Here is a 17,048-nt window from a genome sequence, read left to right on the forward strand (position 1 = left end):
CCACACGATGCACTGTAGCGGCCGCCCAGCGGGTCAACCACCGACGCGCCTGAGCAGGTATTTCGGCGCCGCCGGCGACGAGCCTTGACGCGGTGACGATCCGGCGGCGACGCGGCCGGCCGGCCGCGGGGTGTGCGACAGTTACCCCATGCTCCTGGCACTGCTGCGCCAGTACATCCAGCCGTACCGGCGGCTGGTGGCGGTGCTGATGGCGCTGCAGGTCATCAGCAATCTGGCGTCGCTGTATCTGCCGACGGTCAACGCCGCCATCATCGACGAGGGCGTCGCCAAGGGCGACACCTCCACCATCGTGCGGCTCGGCGTGGTGATGCTCGGGGTCACCGCAGTGCAGGCGTTGTGCGCGGTGGGCGCGGTCTATTTCGGCTCGCGCACCGGGATGGGCTTCGGCCGCGACCTGCGCGCGGCGATGTTCGAGCACGTCATCACCTTCTCCGAGCGGGAGACCGCCCGCTTCGGGGCGCCCACCCTGCTGACGCGCAGCACCAACGACGTGCGCCAGATTCAGTACCTAGTGCAGGTAACGGCCACCGTGCTGGTGACCGCCCCGATCATGTGCCTCGGCGGAATCGTGATGGCCACCCACCAAGAGGCCGCCCTGACCTGGCTGCTGCTTATCAGCGTCCCGGTGATGGCGGTGACCAACTACTGGGTGATGTCGCACATGCTTCCCCTCTTCCGCCGCATGCAGGCCCTGATCGACGGCGTCAACCGGGTGATGCGCGACCAGCTATCCGGCGTGCGGGTGGTGCGGGCGTTCGCCCGGGAGGATTTCGAGCGGGACCGCTTCGGCCGGGCCAACGCCGCGCTGTCGAATACCGCGCTGGCGGCGGGCAATTGGCAGGCGTTGATGCTGCCGGTGACCACCCTGACCATCAACGTGTCCAGCGTCGCGCTGATCTGGTTCGGCGGGCTGCGCATCGACCACGGCCAGATGCATGTCGGCTCGCTGACCGCCTTCCTGGCCTACTTCACCCAGATCCTGATGGCGGTGTTGATGGCAACGATGACGCTGGTGGTGTTGCCGCGCGCGTCGGTGTGCGCCGAACGGATCACCGAGGTGCTGTCCACCGGCGCCGCCGTCGCCGACCCGGCCAGCCCGAAGTCCCCGCCGGGGGCGATCACCGGGATCGTGCGACTGGACCGTGCGACGTTCACCTACCCCGGCGCCGACCGTCGGGTGCTGCAAGACATTTCGCTGACCGCGCGACCCGGAACCACCACCGCGATCGTCGGCAGCACCGGTTCGGGGAAGTCGACGCTGATCTCGTTGATCTGCCGGCTCTACGACGTGACCGGCGGAGCCGTGCTGGTCGACGGCATCGACGTGCGTGACTACCGCACCGAGCGGCTGTGGTCGGCGATCGGTCTGGTCCCCCAACGCGGCTACCTGTTCTCCGGGACGGTCGCGGACAACCTGCGCTACGGCAGGGCCGATGCGACCGAGCAGCAGATGTGGGAGGCGTTGCGGGTGGCCGCCGCCGACGATTTCGTGGGTGCGCACCCCGACGGCCTGCACATGCGGGTCGCCCAGGGCGGCATCAACTTCTCGGGCGGGCAGCGGCAACGACTCGCCATCGCCCGGGCGGTCATCCGCCGCCCGGCCATCTACCTGTTCGACGATTCGTTCGCCGCGCTCGACGCCCGCACCGACTCTCGGGTTCGTGCCGCGCTGCGCGAGATAACCTGTGACGCCACCGTTATCGTTGTCACGCAACGTGTTTCGATCGCCGCGACGGTCGATCAGGTGGTGGTGATCGACGACGGAAAGGTGGCGGGTGCCGGCACGCACGATGCGCTGCTCACCGATTGCGCCGTCTACGCCGAGTTCGCCGACTCGCAGTCGGTGGGGGCAGTGCCGTCGGGTCACACCGGGAGCACCCCATGACGACGACCACCCGCCCGGCGCCCCCGGCTCCCGCCGGGCGGTCCCGCGATTTCTGGGGTTCGGCCGCCCGGCTGGTCAAACAGCTTGCGCCGCAACGTCGGACGGCCATCGCGGTGATCACGCTGGGCATCGCCGGCACGGTGATCGGGGTGATGGTTCCGCGGATTCTGGGGCACGCCACCGACCTGCTGTTCAACGGCGTCGTCGGCCGCCAACTGCCCGCCGGGATCAGCAAGGCGCAGGCGGTCGCCGCGGCGCGCAGCCGCGGGCAGAACACCTTCGCCGACTTGCTGTCCGGGATGAACGTGGTGCCGGGCCGCGGGGTGGACTTCGGCGCGGTCGCACGCACGCTGGCGCTGGCGCTGCTCCTCTATCTCGTTTCGGCACTGTTGATTTGGGTGCAGGCGCGGCTGCTCAACCGCACGGTGCAACGCACCATGGTGGCGCTGCGTTCCGCCGTCGAGGACAAGGTGCACCGGCTGCCGCTGGCGTACTTCGACGGGCGTCAGCGCGGTGAGCTACTCAGCCGGGTCACCAACGACATCGACAACATCCAGTCGTCGCTGTCGATGACGATCAGCCAGCTGCTGACGTCGGTGCTCACCGTGCTGACGGTGCTGGCGATGATGCTGTCCATCTCAGCACTGCTCGCCGGCATCACCCTGCTGACGGTGCCGCTGTCGCTGCTGGCGACGCGGGTGATCGTGCGGCGTTCGCAGCGTCTGTTCGTCGCCCAGTGGACGAGCGTCGGGCGGCTCAACGCCCACATCGAAGAGACCTACAGCGGCTTCACGGTGGTCCAGACGTTCGGCCACCGGGCCGCCGCCCGGGACCGCTTCCGCGCCCTCAACGACGAGGTCTATCGGGCCAGTTTCGGGGCCCAATTCTTTTCCGGCCTGGTGGCGCCCACGACGGCGGTGATCGGCAACCTCGGCTACGTCGCGGTCGCCGTGCTGGGCGGCCTGCAGGTGGCCACCGGACAGATCACCCTGGGCAACATCCAGGCCTTCATTCAATATGTGCGGCAATTCAATTCACCGCTGAGCCAACTGGCCGGAATGTACAACACGCTGCAGTCGGGGGTGGCCAGCGCCGAACGCGTCTTCGCCCTGCTCGACGAGCCCGAGGAACCGCCGGACGCACCGCCGGAGGAGAAGCCGGCCGCGCCGGGGCCCGCCGGCCGCGACGCAGGAGGAGTCGGACGCGTGGAGTTCGCGCACGTGAGCTTCGCCTACCGCCCGGGCATCCGGGTGATCGACGACCTGTCACTGGTGGCCGAACCGGGCAGCACGGTGGCCATCGTCGGCCCCACCGGCGCCGGCAAGACCACGCTGGTGAATCTGCTGATGCGCTTCTATGACGTTGACGCCGGCCGGATTTCGATCGACGGCGTGGACATCGCCACGATGGACCGGCGGGCGCTGCGGTCGCGAATCGGCATGGTGCTGCAGGACACCTGGCTCTTCGACGGGACGATCGCGGAGAACATCGGCTACGGGCGCCCCGGCGCCGGCGACGACGAGATCGTGGCGGCCGCCAGGGCCGCCTACGTCGACCGCTTCGTCCAGACCCTGCCGGACGGCTACCACACCCGGGTGAGCGGCGACGGCGGCAACCTCAGCGCCGGTGAACGGCAACTCCTCACCATCGCGCGCGCGTTTTTGGCCCGTCCGCAGCTGTTGATCCTGGACGAGGCGACCAGCTCGGTCGATACCCGCACCGAAGCCCTGATCGCGCACGCGACCCGCGAACTGCGCCGGGATCGCACGAGTTTCATTATCGCGCACCGTCTTTCGACCATCCGCGATGCCGATCGCATCGCGGTGATCGAGGCGGGCAGGATCGTCGAACAGGGCACTAACGCCGAACTGCTGGCCCGGCGCGGTGTGTACTACGCGATGACCCAGGCATAGCGGTGGGCGGACACAGCGACGACGGGCACCGCGATCTGCGCATCGATAAGCAATCGCGTTCGGTACCAAGAAGTTATTGAGAAGTTTCCAAGGAACAAACGCGACGCTGGGATCGTCCTACTCGATAACTGAAAGGGGTGGCAACAATGTTCTCGCGCCGCATCATCACCGTGCTCACCACCGCCGCCGCCATCGGGCTCGCCGCCGTCGGACTGGCCGGACCCGCCGCCGCCCGCGCCGTGCAGACCGGCGATGAGATGTTCCTCGCCCAGATGCGAAGCCTCGGCGTCTCTTTCCCGTCGCCCCAGGAGGCCGTGCGGGAGGGCCACCAGGTATGCGCTGAACTGTCCGCCGGCAAGACCCCGACCGCCGTCACCGTCGCCGTCTTCCGGCAGACCAACCTGACTCCCCCGCAGGCGGCCGGCCTGGTCACCGCCGCGACACAGGCCTACTGCCCGCAATTCTCCGGCCAGCCCGCCTAGCCGGTCGCGCGCGGGCCCTTCGGATTCGCAACGAATCCGGCCGCCGGGCGTCACAATCTCCCCTGTGACCCCCCTGCCACCCGACCCCCCGCACGGCAGGTCGACCCCGATGATGGCCAAGCGTCTCGAGTTCGGCCTGCTCGGACCGCTGGAGATGACCGTCGACGGCGACCTGGTGCCCCTGGGCACGCCCAAGCAGCGCGCGGTGCTGGCCATGCTGCTGATGAACCGCAACAACCCCGTCGGCATCGATCGGCTGATCACCGGACTGTGGGACGAGTCGCCGCCGTCGGGGGCGCGGGCCAGCCTCCACTCCTACGTATCCAACCTGCGCAAGATGCTCAGCAACGCCGGGGTCGACCCTCGCACGGTGCTGGTCGCGGCGCCGCCGGGCTACCGACTCAACATCCCCGACGACCGTTGCGATCTCGGTCGGTTCATCACCGAGAAGACCGCCGGCGTGCAGGCGGCGGCCTCCGGCCGCTTTGAACAGGCCGGCGCGCACCTGGCGGCCGCGTTGGCGCAGTGGCGCGGCCCGGTGCTCGAAGACCTGGCGGAGTTCCGGTTCGTCGGCACCTTCGCCACCTCGCTGGTGGAGGAGAAGATCCTGACCCACATCGCGCAAGCGGAAGCCGAAATAGCTTGTGGCCGTGCGTTTTCCGTAATCACGGAACTGGAATCGCTGACCCGCGAACATCCCTACCGCGAACAGCTGTGGGCGCAGTTGATGACGGCGTACTACCTCACCGACCGTCAGTCCGACGCGTTGGCCGCGTATCGGCGCGTGCAGAAGTCACTCGCCGACGACCTGGGGATCGACCCGGGCCAGAACCTGCGCATGCTCAACGACCGGATCCTGCGCCAGGAACCGCTGGACGCCAAGAAGAATGCCATGACGACCGCCGCGGTCACCGTCACCGTGCTCGAGCACTACACCCTGGCGTCCGGCAGGAACGCCGGAGCCCTGCTGCACGACGCGGCCGGGCGGGCGTTTCCGCTGCGCGGCTCGACGACGATCGGGCGCCTGGACGACAACGACATCGTCCTCGACTCTCCCAGGGTCAGCCGGCACCATGCCGTCATCGTCGACACCGGAACCAGCTACATCATCAACGACCTGCGATCCTCCAACGGCGTGCACGTGCAAGACCAACGAATCCACTCGGCCGCCGTCCTGCAGGACGGCGACCGCATCCGGATCTGCGAGCACGAATTCACTTTCCGGCTGGCCGAAGAGAATCAGCACGCCGGTTAGCTCGGCACCGGGCGGCGGCAATTGTTGCCGTTATCGTGCGGCGCGACGGGCGGGCGCTTACCGTCACGTTGTCGGTCTCGGGTCGAAAGGATGCGCGATGAGCGACGAGCGGTCCTCGAAGGTGGGCTCGATGTTCGGCCCCTACCACCTGAAACGGCTGCTCGGGCGCGGCGGGATGGGTGAGGTTTACGAAGCCGAGCACACCGTCAAGGAGTGGACGGTGGCGGTCAAACTCCTCAACGAAAGCTTCAGCAGCGACCCGGTGTTTCGCGAGCGGATGAAGCGCGAGGCGCGCACCGCCGGTCGTTTGCAGGAACCGCACGTGGTGCCCGTGCACGACTACGGCGAAATCGACGGCCAGATGTTTCTGGAGATGCGCCTGGTCGAGGGCACCGACCTGGACAGCGTGCTCAAACGCTTCGGCCCGCTGCCCCCGCCGCGCGCCGTCGCCATCATCACCCAGATCGCCTCCGCGCTGGATGCCGCCCACGCCGCCGGGGTGATGCACCGCGACGTCAAACCGCAAAACATCCTGGTCACCCGCGACGACTTCGCCTACCTGGTCGACTTCGGCATCGCCAGCGCCACCACCGATGAAAAGCTCACCCAGCTCGGCACGGCGGTCGGGACGTGGAAATACATGGCGCCCGAACGGTTTTCGGACGCCGAGGTCACCTATCGGGCCGACATCTACGCGCTGGCATGCGTGCTGTTCGAGTGCCTGACCGGGTCCGCGCCGTATCGGGCCGACAGCGCCGGGGTGCTGGTCTCGGCGCACGTGATGGACCCCATTCCCGCGCCGAGTGCGCGACGGCCCGGGGTGCCCAAGGCCTTCGACGCGGTGATCGCCCGCGGCATGGCCAAAAAGCCCGAGGATCGCTACGCCAGCGCGGGCGATCTGGCGCTGGCCGCCAAGGAGGCGCTGTCCACCCCCGACCAGGACCGCGCCGCCACCATCCTGCGGCGCAGTCAAGAGGCCGCCCTGCCGGCCGCGGGGCAGCGCGACGCCGGGGCCAGCACGGTGCTGGCGCCACCGCCTGCCGTCAACACCCGGCAGCCCGGTTCCGCTGCGTCACAAGCTGGCCGGGGCTGGACACCGGAGAGCGGCCCGATCCCGGCCGCCGGGCAGCCCGGGCCGCCGTACTACCAGGGCGGCAACGCCAATTGGGCCGCTGCGCCAGCACAATTCGCCGGGCCGCCGCCGTGGGGCCGGCCGCCGCCGAAACGGCGGGTGTGGCCGATCGTCGCCGCGGTCGTCGCCGTGCTCGTCGTCATCGCGGGCGGGGTGGGCGTCTGGCTGGTGATCCGGCCCAAACCGGAGCCCCCGCAGGCCGCACCGCTGACCTCCGACCGGCTCGGCGCCCTGCTGCTCAGCGCGTCCGAGGTCAACGCGGTGATGGGCTCCTCGACGATGGAGCCGGGCAAACCGATCACCGCCACCGACAGCTCGTCGGTGACGGTGTCCGTGCCGGACTGCCAGGGCGCGCTGTACACCACCCAGGATCCGGTGTATGCGGGCAGCGGTTACTCGGCGGTGAACGGACTGGTGTCGTCGGAGGCCGGCGACAACTACGACCACTGGGTCAACCAGGCCGTGGTGCTGTTTCCGTCCGCCGACAAGGCCAAGAGCTTCCTGCAGACCTCGCTGCAGAAGTGGAAAGGATGCGCGGGCCAGACGGTGACCGTGACCAACAAGAGCAAGACCTACCGGTGGACGTTCGCGCAGGTTCAGGGCGCCCCGCCGAAGATCACCCTGATGGACACCCAGGAGGGCGCCGACGGCTGGGAGTGCCAGCGCGCGCTCAGCGTTGCCAACAACGTGATCGTCGACATCAACGCCTGCGGGTACCGCATCACCGATCAGGGCGATCAGATCGCCGACAAGATCGTCGCCAAGATCGACAACGAGTAAGCGGTCGTCTGCACGCGAATACCCTTGGGGTGCAGCGCTTTTCGCGCTACAGGTCGGGGCCCTGCGCGCGCAGGTCGTCGACCGCGGACATGGCGTCGCGCAGTTGAGCCAGCCACTCCTCGGCGTGTTCGCCGACCAGCTTCACCGACCACGCCAGCGCGTCGGCGCGGGACCGGGCGACACCGGCGTCGACCAGCGTGTCGAGCACCTGGCGTTCCGGTTGCTTGAGCCGGGTCATCACGGGTACGGCGATGTGGGTGAACAGGATTCGCTCGGTGCCCGTCTTGGAGCCGACCTCGACTCCCCAGGAAACCTTGCGCCCGTAGCGATCCTGGGCTTCGTCGGCGATGCGCATTCGCTCGGAGCGGGTCTCTTCGCGGAATCGCGATGCCCGGCCGGCTGCGCGGGCCTCGCTCGCCTCCTTCTCGGCGTCGGCCGGCTCGGGGAGCTTTCCGATGACGGTGATCTCCTCGCGGTCGACGATCACCGTCGGGTCGCCGTCGAACCACTGTTCCGGGAGACGCCCGGCGAACCATTCCGCAGCGTCGCTGGCATCGGGCTGCTGGGCCTGCTGCCAGCCGCCGGGGCGGCCGTACCGCCGGTGTGCGTGATGTGCTTTCATAATTACATGATTACACCGTTACAGGTGCAAAGGGAACGGCCGTTCACCCGCAGCGAAAGACGGCCGGTCACGGCCCGGTCACCGCTGCATACCGGGGCCGGTGAACCCGTTGATCTGGGCTGTTCGACGGCGTATTTTGAGTAGCGAAGCAGGCCCGGAAAGCGACCAATTCGAAGCGCCGGAACACGGGGTAGGAATCCGGCCGCGTAGGACACGCGTAAGACGGAGTCAGACGCCCCCTAGAGTCGCGCCGGGCCTGCCCATGTGCGCAGGTTGCCGCGCCGGGCGCTCAGCCGCCGCGGCGGACGCGAAACAGTTTGACCTCGTTCTTGATTCCCTTGAGCCGGCGCGCTCCGGCGAATGAGCCGGAGAACTCGCCGTTGTCGCCGATGACGTCCCAGACCGAATCGGCGACCAGCACCGTGCCCGGCCGGGCCACGGCGGTGACCCGGCTGGCCACGTTGACCGGGCTGCCGAACCAGTCGCCGGCCCGGCTGACCGCGGTCCCGGAGGCCACTCCCGCGCGCAACCGGGGGAACTCGTTGTCGGTGTCGACGGCCTCCACCAGCTTCAGCACCACATCGAGCAACGGCCGCGGCTCGGGGCAGACGAACATCACCGCGTCGCCGATGGTCTTGACGAAGCGGACCGGGGGAACCGTGACGTCCCGGGCGAGGATGGCCAGCCGGTTGGCCAGCTGCCCCAGCTCTTCGGGTGAGACCGCCTCACCGATGCGGGTGAAGCCGACCAGGTCGGCGAACGCGACGGTGATCTGGCGGGCGCCCGGCAGCGGTTTGCCCGCCGCCCGTTCCGCGGCGTTGACCGCCTCGGTCTCCATCATGTGGCGCAGCTGCATGAACAGCATCTGCTGGATCATCGGGCCGAGCAGGGGCGCGATCTGGGTGACCAAAGCCTTTGAGGCCTTGGCGATTTCGAGCTCGGTGGCGCCGGGGCGCATGATCGCCGACAGCGCCGAGTACCGCATCACCTCCGCCGCGCGGGACAAACCCTCGGCGAGCACCTGCGCGACCAGCACCACCTGGTCGGGGTCCAGGCCCACGTCGACGAACCGCTGGGTGAAGGCGGCGGCCTCGCCGTCGGCGCGCATGTGCACGGCGGCGTCGGGATCGTCCACCCGGACCAGGCCGATGGCGCGCTGCACCCGTTGCAGCAACGCCATATCGATGCCGTAGGTCTCGCTGATCTCCCGGGTCGACACGTAGGTGCCGTCGTCGCCGACCAGGTGCCGGGTAGCCAGCAGCAGCGGCGGGTTGGTGGTTCGGATCTCCTCGGCGGTGATGCCCTGTGCGAGCAGCCACCGCACCAGTTCGGCGCGTTCGGTGCGCGCGGTTCCCTGCAGACCGTCGAGCAGATCCTCGATGTCCCGGTCGTCCCCGTCGTGCACGTCGTCAACGTACAACGCGGGCAGGCCATCATGTGAGGTCATGAGCACACCGCTGTTGCGGGGCTTTCCGCCGGTCGTCGACGAGCGGGCCAGGACGCTGATCCTGGGCTCGTTCCCCAGCGCGCGATCGCTGCTGACGGGCCAGTATTACGCCAACCCGCGCAACGCGTTCTGGTCGATCACCGGTGAGCTGTTCGGCTTCGACGCCGCCGCGCCCTACCCACGGCGGCTGGCGCAACTGCGCCGCCAACGGGTCGCGCTCTGGGATGTGCTGCACGCGTGCCGCCGGGCCGGTAGCGCCGACTCCGCGATCGAGCCAAACAGCTTGGTGGTCAACGATTTCGGCGAGTTCTTCGCCGAACACCCCGGGATCACCCGGGTGTACTTCAACGGGGCCAAGGCCGCCGAGCTGTACCGTCGGCTGGCCACGGCACCCGATCACGTTTGCTTTCAACGGCTGCCGTCGACCAGTCCGGCGCACGTGATGGCGCCGGGCGCCAAACTAGCGGCCTGGGCGGTGCTGCGGAATTCCGCTTAGCAGACCGGTGGGCGGCGCAGGGCCCACGGCCGCGCGGCCTCGATCTGCGCCGACAGCGACAACAGGGTCGCCTCGTCGTAGGGCCGCCCGACCAGCTGGACCGACATCGGCAGGCCGTCGGCGTCGAAGTCCCACGGCACCACCGCGGCCGGTTGGCCGGTCAGATTCCAGATCTGTTGGTAGGGAACGCACTGCCCGACCCGCAGCAGTGTGGACACCGCGCCGCGGCGTTGATAGGCGCCCACCCGGGACGGGCCGGCCGCGGTGCCGGGGGTGACCACGACGTCGACGTCGTCGAAGATCGCCTGAATCCGCGCGATCAGCGGGCCCTCGCCGGCCCGGACGGCCGCCATCCGGCGGTCCGAGAAGAACGAGCCCATCCGGGCCATGTTGCGGGTGCGTGCCTCCAGCCGCTCCGGATGGGCCAGCGAGTCGGCGTCGTCGCAGATCCCGCGCAGATAGCGGGGCAGATAGTTGCCCAGGATCGCCGCGGCCGGGTACTCGGGGTCGGCCGTGACGACGTCGTGGCCGAGATCGCGCAGCAACGCACCCGCCTGCTGTACCGCCGCCAGCTCCGGCTTGCCGACCCGCACCGGCAGTGGGGTGGGAACCTTGGTGCTCAACGCGATTCGCAGCCGGCCGGGCTCGCGGGTCGCCGCCGCGACGAACTCCCCCTCCGGACCGGGCACCGTGGAGGTCGCGTCGAGGAACACGGCCGCGTCGATCACCGTCCGCGCGATCGGGCCGTTGACGCTCAGGCCGTACCAGGCATCGTCGTGGGGTTCCAGCGACACCCGATCCCGTTGCGGTTTCAGCCCGAACAGGCCGCACCAGGTCGACGGGATGCGGATCGAGCCGCCGCCGTCGGATCCCAACGCCAGCGGCGCCAGCCCAGCCGCCACCGCCGCGGCGCTGCCGCCGCTGCTGCCACCCGGTGTGCGTCGCGGATCCCAAGGGTTACGCGTCGCGCCGAACGTCAGCGACTCGGTGTAGGGCATCATCATCAGCTCGGGCACATTGGTTTTGCCGATGATGACGGCGCCGGCCGCGCGCAGCCGGCGCACCACCTCGGCGTCGGAGCTGACCGCGGGTCCGTGCCCGCCGCTGCCGAAGGTGGTCACCTCCCCGGCGACGTCGACGTCGTCCTTGATCGCGACCGGCACGCCGAGCAGCGGCAGCCGCTCGCCCGCGTCCAGGCGGGACTGCGCCGCCGCGGCATCGCGCCGGGCCCGGTCGGCGAGCACCACGCGGTAGCAGCGCAGCTGGCTGTCCAGCCGCGCGATCCGCTCCAGGTAGACCTCGAGCAGCTCCGGCGCGCTCAGGTCACCGTTGGCCAGCATGCGCGCTTGTGCGGCCGCGCCGGCGAAGGCGAGATCGTTCACCGCCGCAGCGTATCCCGCGGATCGGCCGGGCCGGCGCCGGCGGGGACGAGGCGGTCGCGGGCCAACCAGTACCGTGGGCGACATGTCTTGCGTGTTCTGTGCGATCGTCGCCGGGGAGGCTCCGGCCATCCGGATCTACGAAGACGACGACTACCTGGCGATCCTCGACATCCGCCCGTTCACCCGCGGCCACACGCTGGTGCTGCCGAAGCGGCACAGCGTCGACCTCACCGACACCCCGCCGGAGACGCTGGCCGGGATGGTGACCCTGGGCCAGCGCATCGCCCGGGCCGCCCGCAGCACAGAGCTGGCCGACGCCACCAACATCGCGATCAACGACGGCAGCGCCGCCTTCCAGACGGTCTTCCACATCCACCTGCACGTCCTGCCGCGCCGCAACGGCGACAAGCTGTCGGTGGCCAAGGGAATGCTGCTGCGCCGCGATCCCGACCGCGACGCCACCGGCCAGATCCTGCGCCTGGCGCTGGCCCGCATCGACGCCAATCAGCCGGACTGAGCCCGCCTCGGCCGCCCGCACGCCGCGCCCAACCCTGTCAAAGCCGCACTCCGCGCACGTCGGCAGCGGTTTAATTCCCTGTAACTCGTGGTGAGGTCGATTACCACAGCTAGGGGATGGCTGGAGCGGCGATGAAGCGCTGGGCGGTGAATCCGTGGCGGCGGTCGGGGGTGCCCGCGCGCGTGGGCTGGCTGCTGGCCGGCGGGTACGGCACGGCCGCCCTGCTGGTGCTGCTCTCGTCCGTCCGCGGGTGGCGCGGCCCGTACGGCACCCGGCCGGTCGACGACCTCGTCATGTTCGTGTGCCTGGCCGTCGCGGCGATCTGCGCCGCGCGGGCGGCCCGGGCCGCGTCCGGACGGCGCCGGTACGGCTGGTTGGCGCTGACGACCGCGCTGCTCGGCTGGGCGGTGGGCGAGATCATCTGGGCGGTCTATGACGTCCGCCCCGAATTCGAACACGCCGCCCACCCGGCGGCGGCCGAGATGGTCTTGCTGCTGTTCCCGGTCGGCGCCATGACGTCGTTGGTGCTGCTATCCCAGCTGTCCCGGCACAGCCCCCGCCGGCTGCTGCTCGACGGCCTCATCGTCGCGACGTCGCTGTTCGTCATCTCCTGGGTGTTCGTCGTCGAGGCGCAGCTGCGCGAACACACCGGCACCCAGGTGGCGACGCTGGCCGAGGTCTTCAACGACATCGTGCTGATGACCACGGCCATCCTGATGCTGTCCCGGGCGCGACCCGGCGACCGGCCCAGCCGCAGCCTGCTGGCCTGTGGCATCGCCACGATCAGCGTCACCGACATCGCGATGGTCTTCTACGCCGGCATCGGCAGCTACCACACCGACGACATCGGCGACCTGGCCCGGGTGGCCGGCGTGGGCACCTTGGCGCTGGCCGGGCTGGCCAGCGTGTACGAGCAGCCGGCGCCGGGGTCGCCGGACGAGATCGAGTTCCGGACCCGGCTGTGGCTGCCCTACCTGCCGCTGATCCTGGCCGCCGCGGTGGGGTGGGGGCACGCGGCGGGCAAAGCCATCCACGAACCCATGCTGGCCGCGTTGGGAATCCTGGTGGCCGCCGTGCTGGCGCGGCAGTTCGTGGTCCTGGTCGACAACCAGAATCTGCTGTCGGAGGTCGCGCGGGAGGCCTTCCGCGACAACCTGACCGGCCTGGCCAACCGGGCGCTGTTCGTGCATCGGCTGGAACAGGCCGTCGCGCGCCGGCATCCCGACGGCACGCCCATCGCCGTGCTGTGCCTGGACCTCGACAACTTCAAGGCGGTCAACGACGCCCTGGGCCATCCCGCCGGCGACGAGCTGCTGGTCCGGGTGGCCGAGCGGCTCACCGCGGCGCTGGGCGACAGCGGCACCATCGCCCGGCTCGGCGGCGACGAGTTCGCGGCCGTCATCGAGGCCTCCGTCGACGAATCCCAAGCGGCCGCGCACCGCATCCTCGAGGCGTTCACCGGGGCCATCCTGATCGACGGCATTCCGATCACCGTGCGGCCCAGCATCGGATTCACGGTGTGCACCGGCGCGTCCACCTGCACCGTCGACCAGCTGTTGCGGCACGCCGACCTGGCCATGTATGCGGCCAAACGCGAAGGGGGCCAATGCATTCGCAGCTTCATGCCGGACCTGCCGCTGCCGTACGCGTTCCCGCCGCCGCCCGGCTCGGCCGCACCGACCGCCGTTGCCGCCGTCGCCGCCGGGGGCAACGGCGCCGCCCCGGCGGCGCCGCCCGAGGTGGCAACGGCGGCCACCTCGTCACACTCCCCGCATGACGCCGCCCGTCGGCCCCCCGGGGTATTCGGGCCGCCCTCGGGATGCTGGCCATCGGGGTGGTCGCCTTCAGCGTGTCCAGCGTCGCGCATCCGGACGCCGGGCACGGAATCTTCTCGGCGACGGCGCTGTATTCGGCGCTGAACGCCGTCGCCGCCGGGCTGATCGCGCTGCGCGCCTGCCGGATTCCGGCCGACCGGTGGGCGTGGGCGCTGATCGCCGCCGGCATGGCGTGCTCGGCGGTGGGCGACGTCGTGTACGCGGTGTGGGTGCCCGACGGGCGCTCACCGTCGGTGGCCGACCCGGAGTATCTGGCCTACTACCCGTTCGTCTACGCCGGATTGCTGCTGCTGATGCGGGCCCGGCTCAAGCGGCTGCCGATCGCGGTCCAGCTCGACTCGGTGGTGTGCGCGTTGACGTTGGCCGCGGTGGCCGCGGCGCTGACCGCGGGCCCACTGCACCAGGCGGCGGTGCACGCACCGAAGACGGTGTGGGTGGGGCTGGCCTACCCGTGGTGCGATCTGATGCTGCTGGCACTGGCCGCCGGCATGCTGCCGATCTTGGGCTGGCGCAACGAGATTCGCTGGGCGCTGCTGGTGGCGGGGCTGGTTTTGTTCGCGGTCGCCGATGGGGCCTACCTGTTCCAGACGGCGGCCGGATCGTATCGGGTCGGTTCCCTGCTGGACGTGTGCTGGCCCGCGTCGTCGGTGCTCATCGCGATGGCGAGCTGGGCGCCGCCGCCCGCCACGGCGACGCAGGCCCGACGCCGTTTCAGCCCCTATGTCACTCCGGTGGCGTCCACCATTGTGGCGCTGGGAGTGATTGTGCTGGCCCATCATTCGCGTTCGGCCGCCACCCTGGCGGCGTTGAGCCTGGTGGTCGGAGCCGGGCGGTTTTCGCTGACCTTCCGCGACGTGAGCCTGCTGCACAGCCACGACCGGCACGCCATGACCGACGAGCTGACCGCGCTGCCCAACCGGCGCCAGCTGGTGACGGCCCTGCAGGGTTTGCCCGCCTCGGCATCGCCCGGCGCCGGTTCGATGCCGAGCCGGGCAAACCCCCGTCGCGCGCTGTTGTTGTTGAGCCTGAGCGACTTTCACGAGATCACCGAATCGATCGGCCGGCAATTCGGCGATGAGCTGCTGTGCCACATCGCGAATCGATTGGCCGGCAGCGTCCGTCGCGACGACCTGCTCGCCCGGGTGGGCGACGACCAGTTCGCCGTGCTGCTGGCCGACGGCGCCAACCTCACCGCCGCGAGCGCTCAGGCGGGCCGGCTGCTCGAGGCGTTGAGCGAACCGATCGCCCTGGATCCGATCACCGTCCAGGTGGACGGCCGCATCGCCATCGCGCTGTGTCCGGATCACTGCGACCATCCCCGGGAGCTGTTGAGCCGCGCCGAAACCGCGCTGGCGCACGCCAAATCGGCGCGAAGCAAGATCGCGGTCTACGACTCCGCGTTCGAGGCCCACCGCGACAACGACACCAACCTCATCGAGGAACTGCGCACCGCGTTGTTCGACACCGACGAGCTGAAACTGCACTACCAGCCCAAGATCGACGGGCGGGACGGCAGCATCCACAGCGTCGAGGCCGTGCTGCGCTGGCAGCATCCCACCCGCGGGACGTTGCTGCCGGAGGAGTTCCTGCCCGTCGCCGAACGCGCCGGGTTGATGCGCAAGATCTCCAACCGCACGCTGAGCATGGCGTTGCAACAGGTCCGCTCCTGGCGCGAAGAGGGTCTGCGCCTCACCGTCGCGGTCAACCTGTCCACCACCAACCTGCTCGACATCGAGCTCGTCGGCACCGTGGAAAGACTGCTCGCCAACTACGACCTGCCCGCGGACGCGCTCATCCTCGAGATCACCGAGAGCGCGCTGGTGGATTCGGTGCGATCCCGCAACACCGTGACCGCGTTGCAGCGCTTGGGAATTCGCATCTCGATCGACGACTACGGCACCGGCTGGTCGTCACTGGCCCGCCTGCAGGAGGTTTCGGTCGACGAGTTGAAGCTGGACCGCATTTTCGTGGCGCGCCTGGCTCACGACGCACGCTCGGTCGCCATCGTGCGGTCCACGGTGGCGCTGGCGGACAACCTGGGCGCCGACCTGGTCGCCGAGGGCGTCGAGAACGAGGACACCTTGGACGCGCTGCGACGCTACGGCTGCAACATCACCCAGGGCTTCGTGCACACCCCGCCGCTGCCGCCCGACGAGCTGCGGGCCTGGATCGCCAGCCACGCGCCGGATCCCAGCCAGTCCCGGGGGTGAGTTCGCCCGGGAGGCAGAACAGCTCCTTGGCCAGCAACTCCAGCGTCGCGACCCGGGCCGGCGCGGTGGCGGGGTCGGTCCCGCGGCGGGCCGATGCCACCGGATTCACCATCACCTCGTCGACACCGAACCGCTCGGCGAGCGCCCGAACCTGCTCGGCGGCCTCGGCCGGGCCGCCCAACACCGCGCGCCGCAGCCCGCTGTCCACGATGCGCCGCTGCTCGGCGGTGAGCTCGGCGTGCTCGGCCTCCTCGACCAGCGGCACCGGCCCGAGCGGCTGCCCGGTGCGAAGCTTCGCCATCATCTGCAGGTTGGGCAGCATCAAAGCCGTTGCCTCGTCCCGGGTTTCGGCCACTACGGCGTTGACCGTCAAAAAGGTGAGCGGCTCGGGCGTCAGCGCGCTGGGCCGGAACCGCGACCGGTAGACCTCGAGCGCCTCCTCGGTTCCCTTGCCGGAGAAGTGATGGGCGAACACGTAGGGCAACCCCTTGGCGGCAGCCAGGTGCGCGGAGTACATCGACGAGCCCAGCAGCCACAGCCGCGGCTCGCCGGCGGCGGCAGGGGTGGCCCTGAGCCGGTAGTCCCCCGAGCGCAGCGGCACCACCACGCCGCGCGCGCTCATCAACGCCGCCACGTCGTCGAGGTAGTCGGGGAAGCGCTGGATGTCCTCGTCGCCGCGGCCGCCGCGCAGCGCGTACGAGGTGACCGGATCGGAGCCGGGCGCCCGGCCGATGCCGAGGTCGATCCGGCCCGGCGCGGCGGCCTCCAGCAGCGCGAACTGCTCGGCCACCGCCAGCGGCGCATGGTTGGGCAGCATCACCCCGCCCGAGCCGAGCCGCAGCCGGGTGGTCTGCGGGGCCAGGTACGCGAGCAGCACCGGCGGGCTGGTGGCGCCCACCGACGGCATGTTGTGGTGCTCGGCTACCCAGTAGCGGGTGAAACCGAGCCGATCGGCGGCCTGCGCCAGCGCCACGGTGGCGGCCAGCGCGTCGCCGGTGGTCTGGTCGGTGCGCACCGGGACGAGATCGAGGACGGAAAGACGCACGCTGGCGTCAACGCGCCGGCGCCGGC

11 protein-coding genes and 1 pseudogene are annotated in these 17,048 nt (G+C 70.0%); 8 read left to right on the forward strand and 4 right to left on the reverse strand.

The window, feature by feature from the left end:
- Positions 1-148 precede the first annotated feature (148 nt).
- From MAA44156_RS14180 to MAA44156_RS14200, 5 genes are all read left to right on the forward strand, one after another.
- Positions 149-1,906 (forward strand): ABC transporter ATP-binding protein, encoded by a 1,758-nt coding sequence (locus MAA44156_RS14180; RefSeq protein WP_009975652.1) that lies wholly within the window; start codon positions 149-151, stop codon positions 1,904-1,906.
- A complete protein-coding gene (locus MAA44156_RS14185) occupies positions 1,903-3,819 on the forward strand; it encodes an ABC transporter ATP-binding protein (RefSeq protein WP_009975651.1) in 1,917 nt (638 codons plus the stop codon). Before MAA44156_RS14180 ends, MAA44156_RS14185 begins: the two co-directional genes overlap by 4 nt.
- Before the next feature lie 146 nt (positions 3,820-3,965).
- Positions 3,966-4,301 (forward strand): DUF732 domain-containing protein, encoded by a 336-nt coding sequence (locus MAA44156_RS14190; protein ID WP_009975650.1) that lies wholly within the window; start codon positions 3,966-3,968, stop codon positions 4,299-4,301.
- Between the two features lie 109 nt (positions 4,302-4,410).
- Positions 4,411-5,556: a BTAD domain-containing putative transcriptional regulator gene (locus tag MAA44156_RS14195; protein ID WP_009975649.1), complete on the forward strand. Its 1,146-nt coding sequence runs from the start codon at positions 4,411-4,413 to the stop codon at positions 5,554-5,556.
- 97 nt (positions 5,557-5,653) lie between these two features.
- A complete protein-coding gene (locus MAA44156_RS14200) occupies positions 5,654-7,468 on the forward strand; it encodes a serine/threonine-protein kinase PknH/PknJ (protein ID WP_009975647.1) in 1,815 nt (604 codons plus the stop codon).
- A gap of 46 nt (positions 7,469-7,514) precedes the next feature.
- Here the strand turns inward: MAA44156_RS14200 and MAA44156_RS14205 are convergent, their stop codons facing one another.
- Both MAA44156_RS14205 and MAA44156_RS14210 read right to left on the reverse strand, forming a co-directional pair.
- Positions 7,515-8,090, reverse strand: coding sequence for an ATP-binding transcription factor AbmR (locus MAA44156_RS14205; protein ID WP_003875575.1), 576 nt, complete (start codon positions 8,088-8,090; stop codon positions 7,515-7,517).
- A gap of 289 nt (positions 8,091-8,379) precedes the next feature.
- The gene (locus MAA44156_RS14210; RefSeq protein ID WP_009975646.1) at positions 8,380-9,537 is read right to left on the reverse strand and encodes an adenylate/guanylate cyclase domain-containing protein; all 1,158 of its coding nucleotides are present in this window, start codon (positions 9,535-9,537) and stop codon (positions 8,380-8,382) included.
- Here MAA44156_RS14210 and MAA44156_RS14215 point away from each other — a divergent pair.
- Complete coding sequence (locus MAA44156_RS14215) at positions 9,536-10,033, forward strand: DNA-deoxyinosine glycosylase (protein WP_009975644.1); 498 nt, start codon at positions 9,536-9,538, stop codon at positions 10,031-10,033. The two genes, MAA44156_RS14210 and MAA44156_RS14215, sit on opposite strands and share 2 nt — an antisense overlap.
- Here the strand turns inward: MAA44156_RS14215 and MAA44156_RS14220 are convergent.
- Entirely contained in the window at positions 10,030-11,415 is a 1,386-nt protein-coding gene (locus MAA44156_RS14220; protein WP_009975643.1) for an amidase, read from the reverse strand. The genes MAA44156_RS14215 and MAA44156_RS14220 overlap by 4 nt on opposite strands.
- An 82-nt stretch (positions 11,416-11,497) precedes the next feature.
- Between MAA44156_RS14220 and MAA44156_RS14225 the strand changes: the two genes are divergently transcribed.
- Entirely contained in the window at positions 11,498-11,932 is a 435-nt protein-coding gene (locus MAA44156_RS14225; RefSeq protein ID WP_003875571.1) for an HIT family protein, read from the forward strand.
- A gap of 131 nt (positions 11,933-12,063) precedes the next feature.
- Positions 12,064-15,977 (forward strand): annotated as a pseudogene (locus tag MAA44156_RS23735) (diguanylate cyclase domain-containing protein).
- Here MAA44156_RS23735 and MAA44156_RS14240 read toward each other — a convergent pair.
- Complete coding sequence (locus MAA44156_RS14240) at positions 15,880-17,022, reverse strand: LLM class flavin-dependent oxidoreductase (protein ID WP_023879792.1); 1,143 nt, start codon at positions 17,020-17,022, stop codon at positions 15,880-15,882. The pseudogene MAA44156_RS23735 and the gene MAA44156_RS14240 sit on opposite strands and share 98 nt — an antisense overlap.
- Between the last annotated feature and the right edge of the window lie 26 nt (positions 17,023-17,048).

This window comes from Mycobacterium avium subsp. avium (assembly GCF_009741445.1).
Classification (GTDB): domain Bacteria; phylum Actinomycetota; class Actinomycetes; order Mycobacteriales; family Mycobacteriaceae; genus Mycobacterium; species Mycobacterium avium.

Excerpts from the sequence above, each read along its gene's own strand:
- MAA44156_RS14180 (WP_009975652.1), top strand. The coding sequence starts at position 149 with ATGCTCCTGGCACTGCTGCGCCAGTACATCCAGCCGTACCGGCGGCTG.
- MAA44156_RS14185 (WP_009975651.1), top strand. The coding sequence starts at position 1,903 with ATGACGACGACCACCCGCCCGGCGCCCCCGGCTCCCGCCGGGCGGTCC.
- MAA44156_RS14190 (WP_009975650.1), top strand. The coding sequence starts at position 3,966 with ATGTTCTCGCGCCGCATCATCACCGTGCTCACCACCGCCGCCGCCATC.
- MAA44156_RS14195 (WP_009975649.1), top strand. The coding sequence starts at position 4,411 with ATGATGGCCAAGCGTCTCGAGTTCGGCCTGCTCGGACCGCTGGAGATG.
- MAA44156_RS14200 (WP_009975647.1), top strand. The coding sequence starts at position 5,654 with ATGAGCGACGAGCGGTCCTCGAAGGTGGGCTCGATGTTCGGCCCCTAC.
- MAA44156_RS14205 (WP_003875575.1), bottom strand. The coding sequence starts at position 8,090 with ATGAAAGCACATCACGCACACCGGCGGTACGGCCGCCCCGGCGGCTGG.
- MAA44156_RS14215 (WP_009975644.1), top strand. The coding sequence starts at position 9,536 with ATGAGCACACCGCTGTTGCGGGGCTTTCCGCCGGTCGTCGACGAGCGG.
- MAA44156_RS14210 (WP_009975646.1), bottom strand. The coding sequence starts at position 9,537 with ATGACCTCACATGATGGCCTGCCCGCGTTGTACGTTGACGACGTGCAC.
- MAA44156_RS14225 (WP_003875571.1), top strand. The coding sequence starts at position 11,498 with ATGTCTTGCGTGTTCTGTGCGATCGTCGCCGGGGAGGCTCCGGCCATC.